The following is a 16,990-nucleotide window of genomic DNA, read 5'->3' as shown; positions in this document are numbered from 1 at the left end:
GCCATGCGGCTGACCAACGCCACGCACCTGCGCCTACCGTTCGGACGACTTTGGGGCTACGACGTCAGTGTGTCTGCTCTCCACGGGCGTCTCCCAGTGTCTTTTGACCAGCGGCTGCATGTTGGGGCAGGCGACCGCCCCGGCTCCTGGATGGCGTTGTCTTTTCGACTGCCTACACCAACCCGTCGTGAGGCAATAGCCGATGCCTGGCTGGCTGTCGTCAACCGTCATGGAACACTTCGAACGGCTTTCGTGCCCGGTGCGGATGGTGATCCGGAACTTCACGAAATTACCATTGGTCCGGGGGCGTGGGTCGAGCACCAGATAGCTTCTGGTCAGGCCGTCAATGACGCTGTGAAGGAAATTCTCGACGCCACATGTTCGCCATACGCACAGCCCTCGCACCGGCTGTGCGTATTGGAGACCGCTGCTGGACTCTCCGTCGTGATTGCGGCTGACCACGCCCACGTCGATATGTGGTCGATGCTGGTGATTGCGCGCGACCTGCTGTCGGCGCTCGACGCCGGGAGTGTGGGCCATGAACGGTTGCCCGGCCCAGCGCCGGCATTTGTTGAACACACTCAAGCACTGCTGGATCGGAATGCGGCGCCGGACCACGTGCGTCACCGATGGAAAGACATCATCGGTGACAGCGGCGGCGTTATGCCGCAATTCCCACTGCCGCTGGGTGCGCCCGATCCGCAGCGCGAGCGCGTAGAAGTGCGCGACGTGTTCGACGTCGATGACGCTGCGGCATTTGCTGCGCAGGCCCGTAACGACGGCGTCTCGACTCTCGCACTGGCTGTTGTTGCGATGACTGCGGTGACCCGCCAACTGGCAGGAACCCCGCTTCGAGCCGTATTTCCCGTACACAGCCGCTTCGACGACAACTGGCATGACTCCGTCGGCTGGTTTATTACCAATTCGGTACTTGAGTCGGCGGTCGCCGAGCCGCGCGCCGCGGCGGCCGCGGTAAAAGAGGCTGTGCAGCTTGGCTCGTGGCCGCTCGCGGACGTGCTGGCTTCATGGGGCGGCATGCCCGTAGCTCCTGGTATGTTCGCGATCTCCTGGCTGGACCTGCGCAGACTGCCGGTGCGAATCGACTCGGTCGGACTCGACGCCCATTATGTGAGCGCGACAATCGACACCGACAGCGTCATGCTTTGGTTCATCCTGAACGAGTCCGGTCTGCACTTGAGATGCCGTTATCCCGACACCGTTGAGGCTCGATCCAACGTCGGCGGATGGCTTGATCTGCTGGTCGCTCGTTTGCAGGCAGATGCGCGATCCTCGGTTCGAGGACTTCTGCGGGTGGCGGGCCGGACCTTCAGGGTGGAACGGGCGAGTCGGGATGATGTTGAGGCCATCGCCGCGCTGCTGTCTGATGATCAGTTCGGTCCCGATCGTGAGTGCGTCGAGCTCGAACGATACGAGGCGGCCTACAACATGGTTGTTCGCGACAGTTCCAACTATCTCGGAGTTGTCCGCAATGGTGCCGATCGCATCGTTGCCACTATGCAATTGACCGTCATTCCAGGCCTTTCCCGGGGTGGTTCTTCCCGGCTACAGATCGAGGGACTGCGAGTTGCCGCCGCGGAACGTTCGCAGGGCTTGGGAACCGCGATGCTTGAGTGGGCACACAATTTTGGGCGGACACGTGGGGCGGAACTGGCACAGGTGACCACCGACGAAGCACGGGAACGGGCTCGAGCCTTCTACACCCGACTCGGATATCGGACTGCTCACGTCGGGTTGAAACGGCGCATCTAGGCCCCGCCACCCGCTTCTAGTGGCTTGAGCGGTGGCGTACTATCCCGGAAACCACGCCCAGGACGGCAGCGAGGGATCCAAATATGATGCCCAGTCCTGACAGGTATTCGGTAATCGTCATTTCCCTGCACCTTCCCTTCGGCTAATGCACCGAAGCTAGCTGCCTAACGTCAGATTCAGCTAAGGATGACGGGGGGTGTTTGCTCAAGGTTGACCACAGGACCAGGGTCGAGCTCTGGGTTTGCGGCGCCTCAAGCGATGCTGAGGCCTTGGGCCGGAAGCGGCGCGGGCCTCTAATCCGGCGGCCCAAAAACTGCCTCTGCGGGAGGACCAAACAGGGGTGCGCCCGGCTACAGAGTCTCCTCCAAGTCGCCGATTTCAGTGATTGAGGATTAACAGCAGAGGCCCAGATTCCATTGAACAGGGGCTTTCGTTGTGATTGGGGATTGTTCCGGACAGGTAACAGGCATGTTGCATCGAGGAGGCCAAAAGCGGCCGAAAACTGCCCTTGGTTGCATCTCGATAACAAACTTTACTAAGAGGTAACTTTCGTGCCAGCGGCGATGCTTTCGGGTCTAGGCTTCTTCTCATGTGAGACACGGCACAATCCCGGTAGGGACTGCGGCGGTCTTTTTCCAGACAAAAACATAGGAGGCGGAATGCGTTTCGGACGTATTTCCAAAGCAGTTGGCCTTGCGGCTGCTGCAGCGCTCGCACTGAGCGCCTGCGCAACGCAGGGTGGCGGCGGCAATTCGACGCCAGAGCCTAGCGCGAAGACCGGCGGTACCGTGACTGTGGCGGAGGTGAACGGCTTCACCTCGTTCAATCCGGGCACGGCGGACAACAACGTGGATATCAACGGCCGCATCGGCTATGCCACCCACTCGAACTTCATCTATATCGACAACAAGCTGAACATTGTCAAGAATGACAAGTTCGGTACATACGAGAAGACCTCCGACGACCCCCTGACGGTGAAATACACCATCAAGGAGGGCGTGAAGTGGTCCGACGGCGCGCAGGTCAGCGCTGCCGATATGATCCTCTCCTGGGCGTCGGGGTCCGCATACTACGACAGTGATGCAACTACATACTTCACCACCGCTGCGGATACGTCGGGTCTGAATCTCACGGATTTCCCGGAAATCGGTGATGACGGTCGCACAATCACGCTCAAGTACTCCAAGCCTTTCGCCGACTGGGAGCTTGCCTTCGGCACTGCCGGAAACGGTGGCATTGACGTTCCAGCTCACGTAGTTGCCAAGCAGGCCGGACTCGCTGACGCTGATGCTCTTGTGGATCTCCTCAAGTCCATCCCGCGTGGAGCCGCTTCCGGAGACGCCGCAACCCTGAAGAAGGTGGCCGACTCCTGGAACACGGGCTTTGACGCCGCTTCGTTGCCGGCAGACTCAAGTCTGTACCTCTCCAACGGCCCGTTCATTGTCAAGGACATGGTTGCAGACCAGTCAATGACCCTCGTACGGAACAAGGACTATAACTGGGGCCCGATTCCGAACATCGACGAGGTAGTCGTCCGTTACATCGGTGAAGCTCCGGCGCAGGTTCAGGCGCTGAAGAACGGCGAGGCAGATATCATCGCCCCGCAGGCTTCCGCCGATACGCTTGAGCAGCTGAAGGCCCTTCCCGGCGTCTCCGTCCAGACAGACAAGCAGCTCTCTTACGATCACCTCGACCTCAACTTCAGCGGCGTTTTCGCAGAGCAGGATGTCCGTACCGCGTTCATGCTGACCGTTCCGCGCAAGGACATCGTGGACAAGATCGTGAAGAAGCTCGATCCTGAAGCTACTCCGCTCGATTCCCAGCTCTTCGTTCCGGCGCAGGCCTCGTATGACGAGACCGTAAAGAGCAACGGATCCTCGGACTACAGTGATGTGAACATTGACAAGGCGAAGAGCCTGCTTGCCGGTAAGACCCCGGAAGTCCGGATCATGTACAACAAGGACAATCCGAACCGTGTGGATGCGTTCTCCCTGATCCGCGAATCCGCAGAGAAGGCCGGCTTCAAGATCGTCGACGCCGGTCTCCCCAAGGATCAGTGGAGCAAGGCCCTGGGCGACGGCAGCTACGACGCTTCAATCTTCGGCTGGATCAACTCGGGCGTCGGCGTGACCGGTGTACCGCAGATCTTCAAGACCGGAGCCGGCAGCAACTTCAACACCTTCTCCAGCCCTGAAGCGGACAAGCTGATGGACGAGCTGATAGGCACCACGGACAAGGCCAAGCAGGATGAGCTCCAGGTGAAGATCGACGAGCTGATCTGGAAGAGCAGCTACGGACTGCCCCTCTTCCAATTGATCGGCGTGGACGCCTACAGCGATAAGGTCACCGGCGTTCAGTACATGCCGAACCTGACGGGCGTCTGGTGGAACATGTGGGAGTGGTCGGTCAAGTAGTCTGATCGATTTCTCAGGCAGGGAGGAGCGTTGGGATCGGGTAAGTGGGTCCCAGCGCTCCTGTCTGTGTCATCCGTCGCATCTTTCGATCCGAGGTACACCCCATGGTGACGTATATCGTCCGGCGGCTCATCACAGCCGCGTTTATCCTGCTCGGCGCCTCATTCGTCGTCTACATCCTGACGGCGATCTCCGGTGATCCCCTTGGAGAACTCCGAGCCCTCAACACCGCCAACCGCGATCAGCTCATTGAGGCCCGCATTGACCTCCTGGATCTGAACACTCCGGCCCCCATCCGATATTTCAAATGGCTCGGCGGGGCCGCCCAATGCCTGGTTCCATTCGCTGGAACCTGCGATCTGGGCCGTAATGTCACCGGCCAGCCAGTCACCGAAGCTCTGGGCCTGGCGCTGGTCCAGACCCTCTCGCTCGTTACAGCAGCCACCGTGCTCGCCATCCTGATCGGCGTCGCGCTGGGTATTGTGACCGCCCTGCGGCAGTACAGCACCCTGGACTACGGCGTTACGTTCATGGCGTTCCTGTTCTTTTCTTTGCCGATCTTCTGGGCCGCCGTCCTGCTCAAGGAATACGGTGCCATCGGCTTCAATGACTTCCTCAGGAACCCGGATATCCCCTGGTATACGGCCGCCGGCATAGGCATTGTCGCGGGCCTGGTCCTCGCAGTCGCAGCCGGCGGCGATCTCAAACGGAGACTGAGGCTCGGTGCGGTCGGCTTCGGCTTTATCACGGCACTCCTCATCGTCGCATCCGTTACTCGGTGGTTCACGACTCCAGGGCTTGGGATCGTTGTCATCCTGTTGGCCGGCGTGGGGCTGGCTTTCGCCATTACGGTTCTTGTTTCCGGTCTGCAGAACAAGAAAGCCTTGTACTCAGGGCTTACTGCAGTGGCAATCGGGATCGTCATGTACTTCCCGATCCAGGGATTGTTGAACGTGGCCACGCCCCTGATGATCTTCATCCTGGCCGTTGTTGCCGTTCTCGTGGGCGTGGGCGTTGGCTGGCTCTGGGGAGGCTACGACCGCGGCCAAGGGATGCGGGTTGGGGGAATCACCGCCTTCCTTGTCGGAGGACTCATCGTCCTGGACCGCTTTATGCAAGCCTGGCCCTCCTATTTCAACAACGGAAAGATCAGGGGAAGGCCAATTGCCACCATCGGCGCAAGTACACCGAACCTTGAGGGCGATTACTGGGTCACCACCCTGGACTCCTTCACCCACCTGATCCTGCCCACTATTGCCCTGATTCTCATCTCCCTGGCGAGCTACACCCGTTTCACCCGCTCGTCCATGCTCGAAGTGATGAACATGGACTACATTCGTACGGCGAGGGCGAAGGGTGCCACCGAGCGTTCAGTGGTGATGCGGCATGCATTCCGCAACGCCCTCATCCCCATCGCCACAGTGGTTGCATTCGACATCGGAGCACTGATCGGTGGGGCAGTTATCACTGAACGCGTGTTCTCCGTGCAGGGCATGGGAACGTTGTTCTTCGACGGGCTTGGACATGTAGACCCCAACCCGGTGATGGGCGTTTTCATCTGCACGGCCGTTACGGCCTTGGTATTTAATCTCATCGCTGACCTGGCCTATTCAGCACTCGACCCGCGCGTAAGGGTGAAGTAACATGACTCAGCCATCCCAACAGAACGAAATTCTGGCCGAGCGGGCTGCGAAGCTCGAGGAGCCCTTGGCCGGCATCGAGGAGATTCGCGAGGCGAAAGGCCTGAGCCAAGGCCAGATCGTCCGCAAACGTTTCTTTGGACACACCGGAGCCCTCGTCGGGCTCATCACCTTTGGCCTGATCTTCCTGCTCGCCTTCACATCGTTGGGCTGGGCGGGTATCCCGGGCTGGTGGAAGTACAACCACATCGACGTCGCCCCACTGGTGAACGACGGCGCTCCCACCCTCTCGCTGACGTCCATTGGCGAACACCCCTTTGGGCAGGATCGTATCGGCAGGGATCTCTTTGCCATGACGATGCGCGGCGCACAGCAGTCCATCACCGTGATGTTTATCATCGGGCTGATCGCCGGCTTGATCGGCGTTGTGGTAGGCGCTCTTTCCGGCTACTTCCGCGGATGGACCGAAGCGGTGCTGATGCGCATAACGGACATCATTATCATCGTCCCGGCCCTGCTGCTGGCTGCGGTGGTATCGCAGATAGCAAACCGTAGGGACTCCGGAAGCTGGTTCTCGGGGTTTGCAACGAATTACGGCATCGTGGTGCTCGGTGTATTTCTGGGCTTTGTGGTGTGGGTGGGCCTCGCGCGGCTTGTACGCGGCGAGTTTCTGTCCCTGCGGGAACGTGAGTTTGTTGACGCGGCCAGAATTTCCGGCTCAAGCAATGCCCGGATCATCTTCAAACACATCCTGCCCAACGCCATCGGTGTGGTGATCGTTAACGTCACGCTCACCATGTCCTCCGCCATTCTGCTGGAAACCTCTCTCAGCTACCTTGGGGTCGGCGTGAAGTCGCCGGACACCTCCCTGGGCCTGCTCATCTCGCAGAACCAAGAGGCGTTCTCCACCCGCCCATGGCTTTTCTGGTGGCCCGGCCTCTTCATCGTTGCCATTTGCCTTTGCATCAATTTCATCGGCGACGGGCTAAGGGACGCGTTCGATCCCAGGCAAAAGAAGTTCAACGCCAAGAAGGCCGCAGACCCAGGTACACGTCCGGCATCGGCACCGGCGGCGGCCATCGATTTCTCGAAAGGCGCCTAAGTGGCAGCCTTGGGAGAATTCCTAGAACAAGAGAATCGCGCCATAGCCTGCTCCGGCGAGGATCACGGTCACCGCTATGCGGGACCAGACGACGGCGGAGCGCACCGGTACTTCTTCGGCTCGCCCGGACTCCACACTGCCGCTATCCAGGAGCTGCTGCCAGCGTGCCCTGACGATCTGGGCTGCGGCGCCGGAGTCAGTGCTTTTGAGGTCCCCGGGCCGTACAGAGTTGCCGGGCCCATAGCTCGATTCCGGCAGTCCGCGGAGATGGTCGGGGTGCGCGTTGCGGCCTCCCCAGATACCCGGCGCCGGAGCAGCCCAGGCCGAATACTTTCCCCGGGGTGTGATCAAGGTCAGGGAGTAGCGCGTATCAACCTGAACCAATGCCTCCCATGGGACCTCGACCACGCGGAACGGATTCTCGAGGGTCACTCCGGTATCACTGACCATGACGGCGGGACGCCAGAAAAGCAGCCAACCGAGGTAGGCCACAAACAGCAGGGGAGGAGCGCCGGCCAGAGCCGCCGTTCCGCCACTCAGCACGGAGACCACTACGCCGAACGCCGCTACAGCCCAGCAGGTCCAGGCAAACAGCCGGCTGATGCCAGGTTGGAAGATTTCGACATTTTCGGCGTTGGGCAAGGGACTCATGCCTTCAATAATTCAGGATTCCGGGCCACGGAACTAATTACCGTTCATTCAGTGGCTCCGGTGAAAGGAAACCCCAACCATGACTGATAACCTCAGCCGCGATCCCGGCGCAGCGCCGGGCCCGGAATCCGCCAAAAGCCCCGTTGTCCTTGAGGTGCGTGACCTCAGTGTTGACTTCGGAGTGGACAAGCAATGGGTACCTGCTGCGATCGGACTGAACTACGAGGTGCGCGCCGGAGAAGTCCTGGCAATCGTCGGAGAGTCGGGTTCCGGCAAGAGCGCCAGTTCAATGGCACTGCTCGGCCTCCTTCCCAGCAACAGCCGGGTCACTGGCAGCGTCAAGCTGGCAGGAAAAGACCTGCTTGGAGCCGATGAAAGCAACCTGCGACGAATCCGTGGCCGGGACGTTGCAGTCATATTCCAGGAGCCTATGACGGCCCTGAATCCCGTTTATACGGTGGGCGCACAGATTGTGGAGACACTCCGGCTCCACAATCAGATGTCGCCGGACGAGGCCAAAGAGCGGGCCCTGCACATGCTGGACCTCGTGGAACTGCCTGATCCGGAGAAGGCTTACAAGTCGTATCCGCACCAGCTCTCCGGGGGGCAGCGGCAGCGTGCCATGATCGCACAGTCGCTGTCCTGTGACCCGAAGCTGCTGATTGCAGACGAGCCCACCACAGCCCTGGATGTGACGGTCCAGGCGGAGATCCTGGATCTTATGAGGAACCTGCGCAACAAGCTGGACAGCGCAATCGTCCTTATTACCCACGACATGGGTGTGGTGGCAGACCTTGCGGACAGGATCGCGGTGATGCGAAAAGGCCTCATCGTTGAAACGGGAACAGCGGAACAGATCTTCAGCAACCCGCAGCACCCCTACACCCAGGCACTTCTGGCGGCGGTCCCGCATTTGGGGCAAGGGGCGGATTCCGACGTCGAAGTGGACGTCACCGCCGCTTTGGCAGCCGCTACGCAAGCGGAGCTTACGTCTGTCGATCCCGAGGAACTCGTCCGCAGGGAACGCGAGAACGCTGCTGCCCTTGTTGCCGCTGAGGCCGCCAAACCCAAGGGTGATCCTGTCCTCGAACTGACTGATGTCGCAATCGAATACCCCAAGCAGGGAAGGGTGCCGGCATTCAGGGCCGTGGAGGGCGCCAACCTGGTGATCTATCCCGGTCAGGTGGTGGGACTGGTAGGGGAGTCAGGCTCAGGGAAGACCACCATCGGACGGGCGGCCGTCGGCCTCTTGCCTGTCGCCGCAGGAACAATGCGCGTGGTGGGGCAGGATATCTCCGCCGCCAAGAAGAACGGGAAGCAGCTGCACCAGGTGCGGCGCCATATCGGCATGGTGTTCCAGGATCCTTCGTCATCGTTGAACCCCCGCCTTCCTATCGGCGAGAGCATCGGAGAGCCGATGTTCCTTGCAGGGGAGGCCAAGGGGTCAGCCTTGCAGAAACGGATCGAGGCACTGCTGGACCAGGTGGAACTGCCCCGGGACTACCGCAACAGGTATCCCCACGAGCTGTCCGGTGGCCAGAAACAACGTGTAGGTATTGCCAGGGCACTGTCCCTCAAACCCAAACTGATGGTGGCGGATGAGCCGACGTCGGCCCTGGACGTTTCCGTGCAGGCGAAGGTCCTGGAACTGTTCCAGAACCTGCAGAAGGAGCTCGGCTTCGCTTGCCTTTTCGTGACCCACGACCTGGCGGTGGTGGATGTCCTTGCAGACAGGATCTGTGTCATGCAGCGTGGACGGATCGTGGAGCAGGGAAGCCGGGACCAGATTCTCCGCAACCCGCAGGAAGCCTACACTCAGCGGCTTCTCGCTGCTGTTCCGTTGCCTGATCCCGAGAAGCAGCGTGAGCGCAGGGAATTGAGAGCTCAGTTGGCAGGGATCGAGTAGCAGCACAGTGCTGAGGGCCGGGACGCCGGCCCTCAGCCCAGCTGCGGACCCGGGCCCTCACCTGGTTGGGGGGCCTGAATCTGGAGTTGGGCCAGACGTCCTGCCAGCAGCTGGCCGAGGGCTTTGTGACCCTGCGCGTCCATGTGCACGCCGTCAGCCATGTTCCGGGCGAGGTCGTAGCGGGTCAGCCAGTCGCCCACGCTCACGAACGGCAGGGAGTGTTTAGCGGCGACAGTGCCCAACAGTGCGTCAACTTCCGTGCGGCGCCCTCCGCCATGTCCGGCTCCCTTTGCCAGCGTGCCGATCATAGCCATTTCAGCATCCGGGTATCTCTGCTTCAAGGCAGCTATCAGCCGCTCAGCGTTGGTAACGATCTGGGAGTCGGTGGCTCCCCTCCCGGCATCGTTCCCGCCGCCTTCGATTACCACCAGGGGCAGCGAACCGTATGGCAGCGTCCACTCCCCGCGATTCAGAGCGTCAATATAGTTCCCGAACCGGCCGTTCGCCGCGACGAAACCCGTTCCACCCTTGCCGCAGAAGACCACCTTGTAGCCGGCGGCGGCCAACCCGGCACGAGGCCAGGAGTTGGACGGTTCGGACTGGGAATCGCCAATGAGCAGCACCGTGCGGCGGATATCGGCCACGATGACTTCATTCTGGCCGGTGGCAGGGTTCAGGTATACGGAACCCGGAGCCAACGCGCCCGGATTGGGGAGAGCTCGTCCTGTTGGTGCCGGCACAACAGCCGTTGCCCCGGCTCCTGGCCCTGCTTGTCCGCTCTTGGCACCGGTCCCCGAGGACCCGGCGGGCCGGGGAGCCTTTGTCCCTGGGCCTCCGGTTGATTGGTCTGATCCCGGCTTGGCAGCGCCGGAATGCGCGCCCGACGGCGCTTCGGCGGTGCTGCCGGCCCTGGCGGCGTTAGGTGACGCTGGTGGCTGTCCGCAACCACTCATGATCAGGCCCAAAATGACCATCGGCATGGCGGCGCGGTACAGAGCCGTGGCAATTCGCATTGATGGTCTCCGGACTTCCTTGCAAGTAACACAGTCATCATGGGCTATCAAGTCAGCAAAATCCAGTGACTTTAGCTTCATGTCCGCAACGCTCTGTTCACGATTTGGTCACGGTGCCAACGGGGACTGTTTTTCGCTTTTTAGGCCAATAAATGCACGTTCGACTAGACTTGCTATAGGTGCCCTGTGCAAAGGGCCTGATCTGTCGTGCGTTCCGATTGGAAATGTCGCGATACTACAGCTGACTTCACCATCGAATCGAGCCATTACGCATGTCTGAAACCACCACCAAAACCGCCGCAAACACTGCCTCGCGCAGTGATCTGCGCAACGTCGCGATCGTGGCCCACGTTGACCACGGCAAGACCACCCTGGTCGACGCCATGCTCAAGCAGACCAACTCCTTTGCCGAGCACAACCACCTCGAAGACCGCGTCATGGACTCGGGTGACCTGGAGCGCGAAAAGGGCATCACCATCCTCGCCAAGAACACGACGGTTGCCTATAACGGCCCGTCGTCCAAGGGCGAGACCATCACCATCAACGTGATCGACACTCCGGGGCACGCTGACTTCGGCGGCGAAGTCGAACGTGGCCTGTCCATGGTTGACGGTGTTGTGCTCCTCGTTGACGCCTCCGAGGGCCCCCTCCCGCAGACGCGCTTCGTGCTGCGCAAGGCCCTGGCCGCGCACCTTCCCGTCATCCTGCTGGTCAACAAGACGGACCGCCCCGACGCACGGATCGATGAAGTTGTTCACGAATCCATGGACCTGCTCCTCGGCCTGGCATCGGACCTCGCCGACGAAGTTCCGGACCTGGACCTGGACAAGATCCTCGAAGTTCCTGTCGTCTACGCCGCAGCCAAGGTTGGCCGCGCTTCCCTCGAGCAGCCGGCAGACGGCACGGCCCCGGAAAACGAAGACCTGGAGCCGCTGTTCCAGACCATCATCGAGCACATCCCGGCACCCACCTACAACCCGGACGGTGTTCTGCAGGCGCACGTCACCAACCTGGATGCCTCACCGTTCCTTGGGCGTCTCGCCCTGCTCCGTATCTACAACGGAACCCTCCGCAAGGGCCAGACCGTTGCCTGGGCACGTGCCAACGGCGAGCTCAAGAACGTCAAGATCACAGAACTCCTGGCCACCAAGGCGCTGGACCGCGTTCCCACCGAGTCCGCAGGCCCGGGTGAAATCGTCGCCGTCGCCGGCATCGAGGAAATCACTATCGGTGAGACCCTGACCGACGCCGAGAACCCGCAGCCACTGCCACTGATCACGGTGGATGATCCCGCGATCTCCATGACCATCGGTATCAACACCTCACCGCTGGCCGGCAAGGTTAAGGGTGCCAAGGTCACGGCCCGCCAGGTGAAGGACCGCCTGGACAAGGAACTGATCGGTAACGTCTCCATCAAGGTGCTCCCCACCGAGCGTCCGGATGCCTGGGAAGTCCAAGGCCGTGGCGAGCTGGCCCTGGCCATCCTCGTGGAGCAGATGCGCCGCGAAGGCTTCGAACTGACCGTCGGCAAGCCGCAGGTAGTCACCCGGACCATTGATGGCAAGATCCACGAGCCGATGGAGCACATGACCATCGACGTGCCGGAAGAGTACCTCGGCGCCGTCACCCAGCTCATGGCTGCCCGCAAGGGGCGCATGACCAACATGGCCAACCACGGCACCGGCTGGTGCCGCATGGAGTTCATCGTTCCCGCGCGTGGACTGATCGGTTTCCGCACCAAGTTCCTCACGGACACCCGCGGCGCCGGTATCGCAGCGTCCATCTCCGAGGGCTACGAGCCGTGGGCCGGCCCGATCGAATACCGCACCAACGGTTCAATGATCGCTGACCGCGCCGGTGTTGTGACGCCGTTTGCCATGATCAACCTCCAGGAGCGCGGTTCCTTCTTCGTGAAGCCCACCTCTGAGGTCTACGAGGGCATGATCGTTGGCGAGAACTCCCGCGCCGACGACATGGACGTCAATATCACCAAGGAAAAGAAGCTCACCAACATGCGTGCCGCTTCCTCCGACACCTTCGAGAACCTGACGCCGCCGCGCGACCTGACCCTCGAAGAGTCCCTGGAATTCGCCCGCGAAGACGAGTGCGTCGAGGTTACCCCGGAGTCCATCCGCATCCGCAAGCTGATCCTGGACACCAACGAGCGGGCCAAGGCCAACCGCGCCCGCGCCAAGGTCTAATCAGGCCAAGCTCCAATACAGCAGCAAAACCACTAAAACTGCCAGTACGGCAGGCGGCTCCGCCGTCGTCGTACTGGCAGTTTTTGTTTTGTCGTTTCAGTCGGCGGACGGATCGCGGTGGTGGGCAATCATCAGCGACGTGGCCTCGCCGTCGTCGTCCGGTGGCAGTTCCGTGTATTCCTCCAGGACGGCCTTCAGTTTTGCCAGCATTTCCCCCCGGCGCTCGGCATTGAACTTCACCCCCAGCCGCCACACTTCCATATCAGCCGGCGCCAGGCCCCTGGTCTCCTGCAGGAACGTCTCTATGAGGATGGGGGATACGTTGGGCAGCGGCGTCCGCCACGATTCCTTGCTGGCAATGTATGGAACCTCGGTGGCGCCACGCTTGCCCTTCCTGCGCTCTTCCGTGAGCAGCAGCCCGGTACGCACAAGGATGCGCACATGGTGCAGGCTCGATGCAGGATTGATCTCCAACAGTTCGGCTATTTCCTTGTTGGTCCGTGACTGGTGAAGGCATAAGCGCAGGATCCGCAACCGCAGCGGGGAGTTTAATGCGCGCTCCCGCGCCGCTAGATTTGCTTCCATGCCCTCATCATCCATAGTGGCTAGTGTAGTCAGCCACCAAGGGACGGCAGAAGCTTAGACAGGGGAACGGGCGCCCCGTCGGGGCGGTGCCGGGGGGACTTCTTTTGCGGCGACCACAAGGACCAGTGGTATGAGGACGTCGGCGCGTCGCGTACGCACTGTGCACTCGCCGCCGGTGACAGAAACAGAAATAAGATCTCCCAGCGCATCGGTGACTCCGCCCTCGATCCTGTACCGGACCACAACCCGCGTTCCGGGGGCTGTGCCGGCGAGGAAGTCCTGGGGTGTTTTCAGTGGGGAGGTCACCACTTCATCGTAAATCGCCCCGGCAGTATGACGCTCCGCTACGTTCGCGCCAAAGGCTGGGAGATAATAGGCTCGGAAGTCGATAAGTCCGGCGTGCGCGCCGGAAGCATTAACTGGCAGGATTGCCGGAACCAACGTGGAAAGGCAAAGGGACGTGACGTACGTAATCGCGCAACCGTGTGTAGATGTTAAAGACAAGGCATGTATTGAGGAGTGCCCCGTCGATTGCATCTACGAGGGTGAGCGGTCCCTCTACATCCACCCCGACGAGTGCGTGGACTGTGGCGCCTGCGAGCCGGTGTGCCCTGTTGAGGCAATCTACTACGAGGACGACACTCCGGATGAGTGGGCCGACTACTACAAGGCCAACGTCGAGTTCTTTGACGATCTCGGTTCGCCCGGCGGAGCGGCGAAGGTCGGCAACACCGGTAAGGACCACCCGATGATCGCCGCCCTGCCGCCGCAGAACCAAGACCACTGAGGGCGGCCGCGCCAGTGACATCTGCCCTCCGCAGCTTTGGCCTCAGCCTTCCTGATTACCCGTGGGAAGCCATGGCGCCTTATCTCGCTACGGCGGCAGCGCATCCCGGGGGAGTAGTGAATCTGTCCATCGGCACTCCCGTGGACGGCACTCCTGCACTGATCCAGGACGCCCTGCGCCGCGCTGCCGATGCCCCCGGCTACCCGACGGTCCATGGGACGCAGGGACTGCGAGAAGCGATCTCCAGTTGGTTCGAACGGCGGCGCGGCGTTCCCGGGCTGGATCCCCGGGACGTCATGCCCACCGTTGGCTCGAAGGAGCTCGTGGCCTGGCTGCCGTTCCTGTTGGGACTTAAGCCCGGTGACGTCGTCGTGCGTCCTACTGTTGCCTATCCCACCTATGACATCGGCGCTACTTTCGCTGGCGCTGTTCACGTCGCCGCTGACGATTTGGACGAGCTCGTTGCCGTGACGCGCTCCCGTGTCCGGCTGATCTGGATAAACTCGCCAGCCAATCCCACCGGCAGTGTCCGGGACGTCGCTTCGCTCCGAAAGATTGTTGACCAGGCCCGGGAGATCGGCGCCGTGGTTGCCTCGGACGAATGCTATGCCGAACTGGGCTGGGACGAATGGGACGTCCAGCTCGGTGGAGAAGCTGTGCCAAGCATTCTTGACCCGCGGGTTTCCGGCGGCTCCAATGAGGGTCTGCTGGCCGTCTACTCGCTCAGCAAACAGTCGAATCTCGCGGGTTACCGGGCAGCTTTTATTGCCGGCGATTCAGCGATCATGGCCAATCTGGTTAACAGCCGTAAGCACGCCGGCATGATTGTGCCGTACCCCGTCCAGGAAGCAATGCGCGTGGCGATCGGGGACGACTCCCACGTGCAGCTGCAAAAGGACATTTACCGTTCACGTCGGCGGCGGATCGTCCCGGCATTGAAGGATTTCGGCTTGGAGATTCAGGAATCCAAGGCCGGCCTGTACCTCTGGTGCACTGCCGGCGAGGCCACCTGGGACACCGTGGGGAGGCTTGCGGCGCGGGGAATTGTTGTGGGTCCGGGCGTCTTCTACGGCGATGCAGGCCACGGCTTCATCCGGGTAGCACTGACCGGAGCGGACGACAGGATCGACGCCGCAGTTCAGCGACTCTCCGTAGCGCCGTAACAATCATGTGACTCGTGCCACAACTGGCCGGGTTTGAGGCAGTTTCGTGAGGATCGGATTAGTACCACCTGCGCAGGGGCGGTACTTTTTAACTGAATATCAATGGTGGCTTTCTACAGGAAGGCAGCCCGGCTGTTGGAAACCTGCCTGTGCAGCGACCGCGGACGGTCCCACCTGATGTTGGATCAAGCTTTCTAGAGAGGCCCAGAGGCCTCATGAAGGGGACTCCATGACTGAGACCACCAGTACTGAGACCACCAGCGCAGTCCTGCGCCATGCGGGCGGCGAACTCGAACTGCCCCGCATCAAGGTTGTAGAAGGAAACGAAGGCTACGACGTTTCCCAACTGCTCAAGCAGACCGGGGCTGTCACCTTTGACCCCGGCTTCATGAACACCGCTGCCACGACGTCCGCCATCACCTACATCGACGGTGACGCAGGGATTCTGCGGTACCGCGGCTATCCCATCGAGCAGCTTGCCCAGCACTCAAGCTTCCTCGAAGTTTCGTACCTCCTGATCTATGGCAACCTGCCCTCTCCGACCGAGCTGGATGGATTCGACCAGAAGATCCGCCGCCACACGCTGCTGCACGAGGAGCTGAAGGGCTTCTTCGGCGGCTTCCCCCGTGACGCGCACCCGATGCCCGTGTTGTCATCGGCCGTGTCTGCTCTCTCAACCTTCTACCAGGACTCCCTGGATCCGTTCAACGAAGAGCAGGTGGAACTCTCCACCATCCGCCTGATGGCCAAACTCCCGGTCATCGCCGCCTACGCGCACAAGAAGTCCATTGGCCAGCCGATGCTGTACCCGGACAACTCCATGAACCTGGTGGAAAACTTCCTGCGGCTCAGCTTCGGCCTTCCGGCTGAGCAGTACGAGCTGGACCCGGTGATTGCCAAGGCCCTGGACCTGCTCCTGATCCTGCACGCGGACCACGAACAGAACTGCTCCACCTCAACGGTGCGCCTGGTGGGCTCCTCCAACGCCAACCTCTTCGCTTCCGTGTCTGCCGGCATCAACGCGCTCTTCGGCCCGGCCCACGGCGGCGCCAACGAGGCTGTGCTGAAGATGCTCCGCCAGATCCAGGCCGACGGCATCAAGCCCGAGGACTACATGGAGAAGGTCAAGAACAAGGAGGACGGCGTCCGCCTCATGGGCTTCGGACACCGTGTCTACAAGAACTACGACCCCCGGGCCAAGATCATCAAGGCTACGGCCCACGAGGTCCTGACCAAGCTCGGCGGCAACGACGAACTGCTGGACATTGCAATGCGCCTGGAAGAGAAGGCGCTCGGTGATGACTACTTCATCCAGCGCAAGCTCTACCCGAACGTGGACTTCTACACCGGCCTGATCTACAAGGCCATGGGTTTCCCGGAGAAGATGTTCACGGTGCTGTTTGCGATAGGCCGATTGCCCGGCTGGATTGCCCAGTGGCGTGAAATGATCAACGACCCCAACACCAAGATTGGCCGTCCGCGCCAGCTGTATATCGGCGAGCCCGAGCGCCACTACCCGGCCCGCTAGTCCCCACCGGCTCCCAAACCTCGCAAGCTCGGTTTGGGCCCCTCGCCGGTGTGGGCCCAACCACCGGCTCCCAAACCTCGCAAGCTCGGTTTGGGCCCCTCGCCGGTGTGGGCCCAACCACCAAATCCCATACGACGCCGGCCGCTCACCTTCCCAGGTGGGCGGCAAGGATGCGTCTTGCCCTGTCCCCACGATTCGCCGCGGAAGGCATCGAACTGGATGGTCAGGGA

The 16,990-nt window shown here is 61.3% G+C and carries 13 protein-coding genes; 9 read left to right on the top strand and 4 right to left on the bottom strand.

Annotated elements, in window-relative coordinates:
• The first annotated feature begins 3 nt into the window (after positions 1 to 3).
• From MU551_RS16470 to MU551_RS16455, 4 genes are all read left to right on the top strand, one after another.
• Positions 4 to 1,770 (top strand): GNAT family N-acetyltransferase, encoded by a 1,767-nt coding sequence (locus tag MU551_RS16470; RefSeq protein ID WP_247046375.1) that lies wholly within the window; start codon positions 4 to 6, stop codon positions 1,768 to 1,770.
• A 659-nt stretch (positions 1,771 to 2,429) separates the two neighbouring features.
• Positions 2,430 to 4,184 carry an ABC transporter family substrate-binding protein gene (locus MU551_RS16465; protein WP_247046373.1) on the top strand — a complete coding sequence of 585 codons (1,755 nt, stop codon included), beginning with the start codon at positions 2,430 to 2,432 and terminating at the stop codon, positions 4,182 to 4,184.
• Between the two features lie 104 nt (positions 4,185 to 4,288).
• A complete protein-coding gene (locus tag MU551_RS16460) occupies positions 4,289 to 5,827 on the top strand; it encodes an ABC transporter permease (protein WP_247046372.1) in 1,539 nt (512 codons plus the stop codon).
• A gap of 1 nt (position 5,828) precedes the next feature.
• Positions 5,829 to 6,926 (top strand): ABC transporter permease, encoded by a 1,098-nt coding sequence (locus MU551_RS16455; RefSeq protein WP_247046370.1) that lies wholly within the window; start codon positions 5,829 to 5,831, stop codon positions 6,924 to 6,926.
• Positions 6,927 to 6,947: 21 nt separating this feature from the next.
• Here MU551_RS16455 and MU551_RS16450 read toward each other — a convergent pair whose 3' ends face one another.
• Positions 6,948 to 7,577, bottom strand: coding sequence for a PH domain-containing protein (locus tag MU551_RS16450; protein ID WP_247046369.1), 630 nt, complete (start codon positions 7,575 to 7,577; stop codon positions 6,948 to 6,950).
• 79 nt (positions 7,578 to 7,656) lie between these two features.
• Here MU551_RS16450 and MU551_RS16445 point away from each other — a divergent pair, with 79 nt between their 5' ends.
• Complete coding sequence (locus MU551_RS16445; protein ID WP_247046368.1) at positions 7,657 to 9,483, top strand: ABC transporter ATP-binding protein; 1,827 nt, start codon at positions 7,657 to 7,659, stop codon at positions 9,481 to 9,483.
• A 32-nt stretch (positions 9,484 to 9,515) separates the two neighbouring features.
• Here MU551_RS16445 and MU551_RS16440 read toward each other — a convergent pair whose 3' ends face one another.
• Complete coding sequence (locus MU551_RS16440) at positions 9,516 to 10,496, bottom strand: SGNH/GDSL hydrolase family protein (protein WP_247046367.1); 981 nt, start codon at positions 10,494 to 10,496, stop codon at positions 9,516 to 9,518.
• Between the two features lie 272 nt (positions 10,497 to 10,768).
• On the opposite strand from MU551_RS16440, the gene typA reads away from it, so the two are divergent.
• Entirely contained in the window at positions 10,769 to 12,697 is a 1,929-nt protein-coding gene (typA, locus tag MU551_RS16435) for a translational GTPase TypA (protein WP_247046366.1), read from the top strand.
• A 96-nt stretch (positions 12,698 to 12,793) separates the two neighbouring features.
• Here the strand turns inward: typA and MU551_RS16430 are convergent, their stop codons facing one another.
• Positions 12,794 to 13,282: a helix-turn-helix domain-containing protein gene (locus MU551_RS16430; protein WP_247046365.1), complete on the bottom strand. Its 489-nt coding sequence runs from the start codon at positions 13,280 to 13,282 to the stop codon at positions 12,794 to 12,796.
• Between the two features lie 54 nt (positions 13,283 to 13,336).
• The gene (locus MU551_RS16425; protein ID WP_247046364.1) at positions 13,337 to 13,588 is read right to left on the bottom strand and encodes a putative acetyltransferase; all 252 of its coding nucleotides are present in this window, start codon (positions 13,586 to 13,588) and stop codon (positions 13,337 to 13,339) included.
• A 154-nt stretch (positions 13,589 to 13,742) separates the two neighbouring features.
• Here MU551_RS16425 and fdxA point away from each other — a divergent pair, with 154 nt between their 5' ends.
• The 3 genes from fdxA (at position 13,743) to MU551_RS16410 (ending at position 16,760) form a co-directional block, all read left to right on the top strand.
• Positions 13,743 to 14,069 carry a ferredoxin gene (gene fdxA / locus MU551_RS16420; protein WP_050685972.1) on the top strand — a complete coding sequence of 109 codons (327 nt, stop codon included), beginning with the start codon at positions 13,743 to 13,745 and terminating at the stop codon, positions 14,067 to 14,069.
• 14 nt (positions 14,070 to 14,083) lie between these two features.
• Positions 14,084 to 15,232 (top strand): succinyldiaminopimelate transaminase, encoded by a 1,149-nt coding sequence (dapC, locus tag MU551_RS16415; protein ID WP_308198320.1) that lies wholly within the window; start codon positions 14,084 to 14,086, stop codon positions 15,230 to 15,232.
• 229 nt (positions 15,233 to 15,461) lie between these two features.
• Positions 15,462 to 16,760 carry a citrate synthase gene (locus tag MU551_RS16410; RefSeq protein WP_247046362.1) on the top strand — a complete coding sequence of 433 codons (1,299 nt, stop codon included), beginning with the start codon at positions 15,462 to 15,464 and terminating at the stop codon, positions 16,758 to 16,760.
• The last annotated feature ends 230 nt before the right edge of the window (positions 16,761 to 16,990 follow it).

The organism is Arthrobacter rhizosphaerae (genome assembly GCF_023062595.1).
GTDB lineage: Bacteria > Actinomycetota > Actinomycetes > Actinomycetales > Micrococcaceae > Arthrobacter > Arthrobacter rhizosphaerae.
This window is presented reverse-complemented; position numbering and strand designations above follow the sequence as displayed.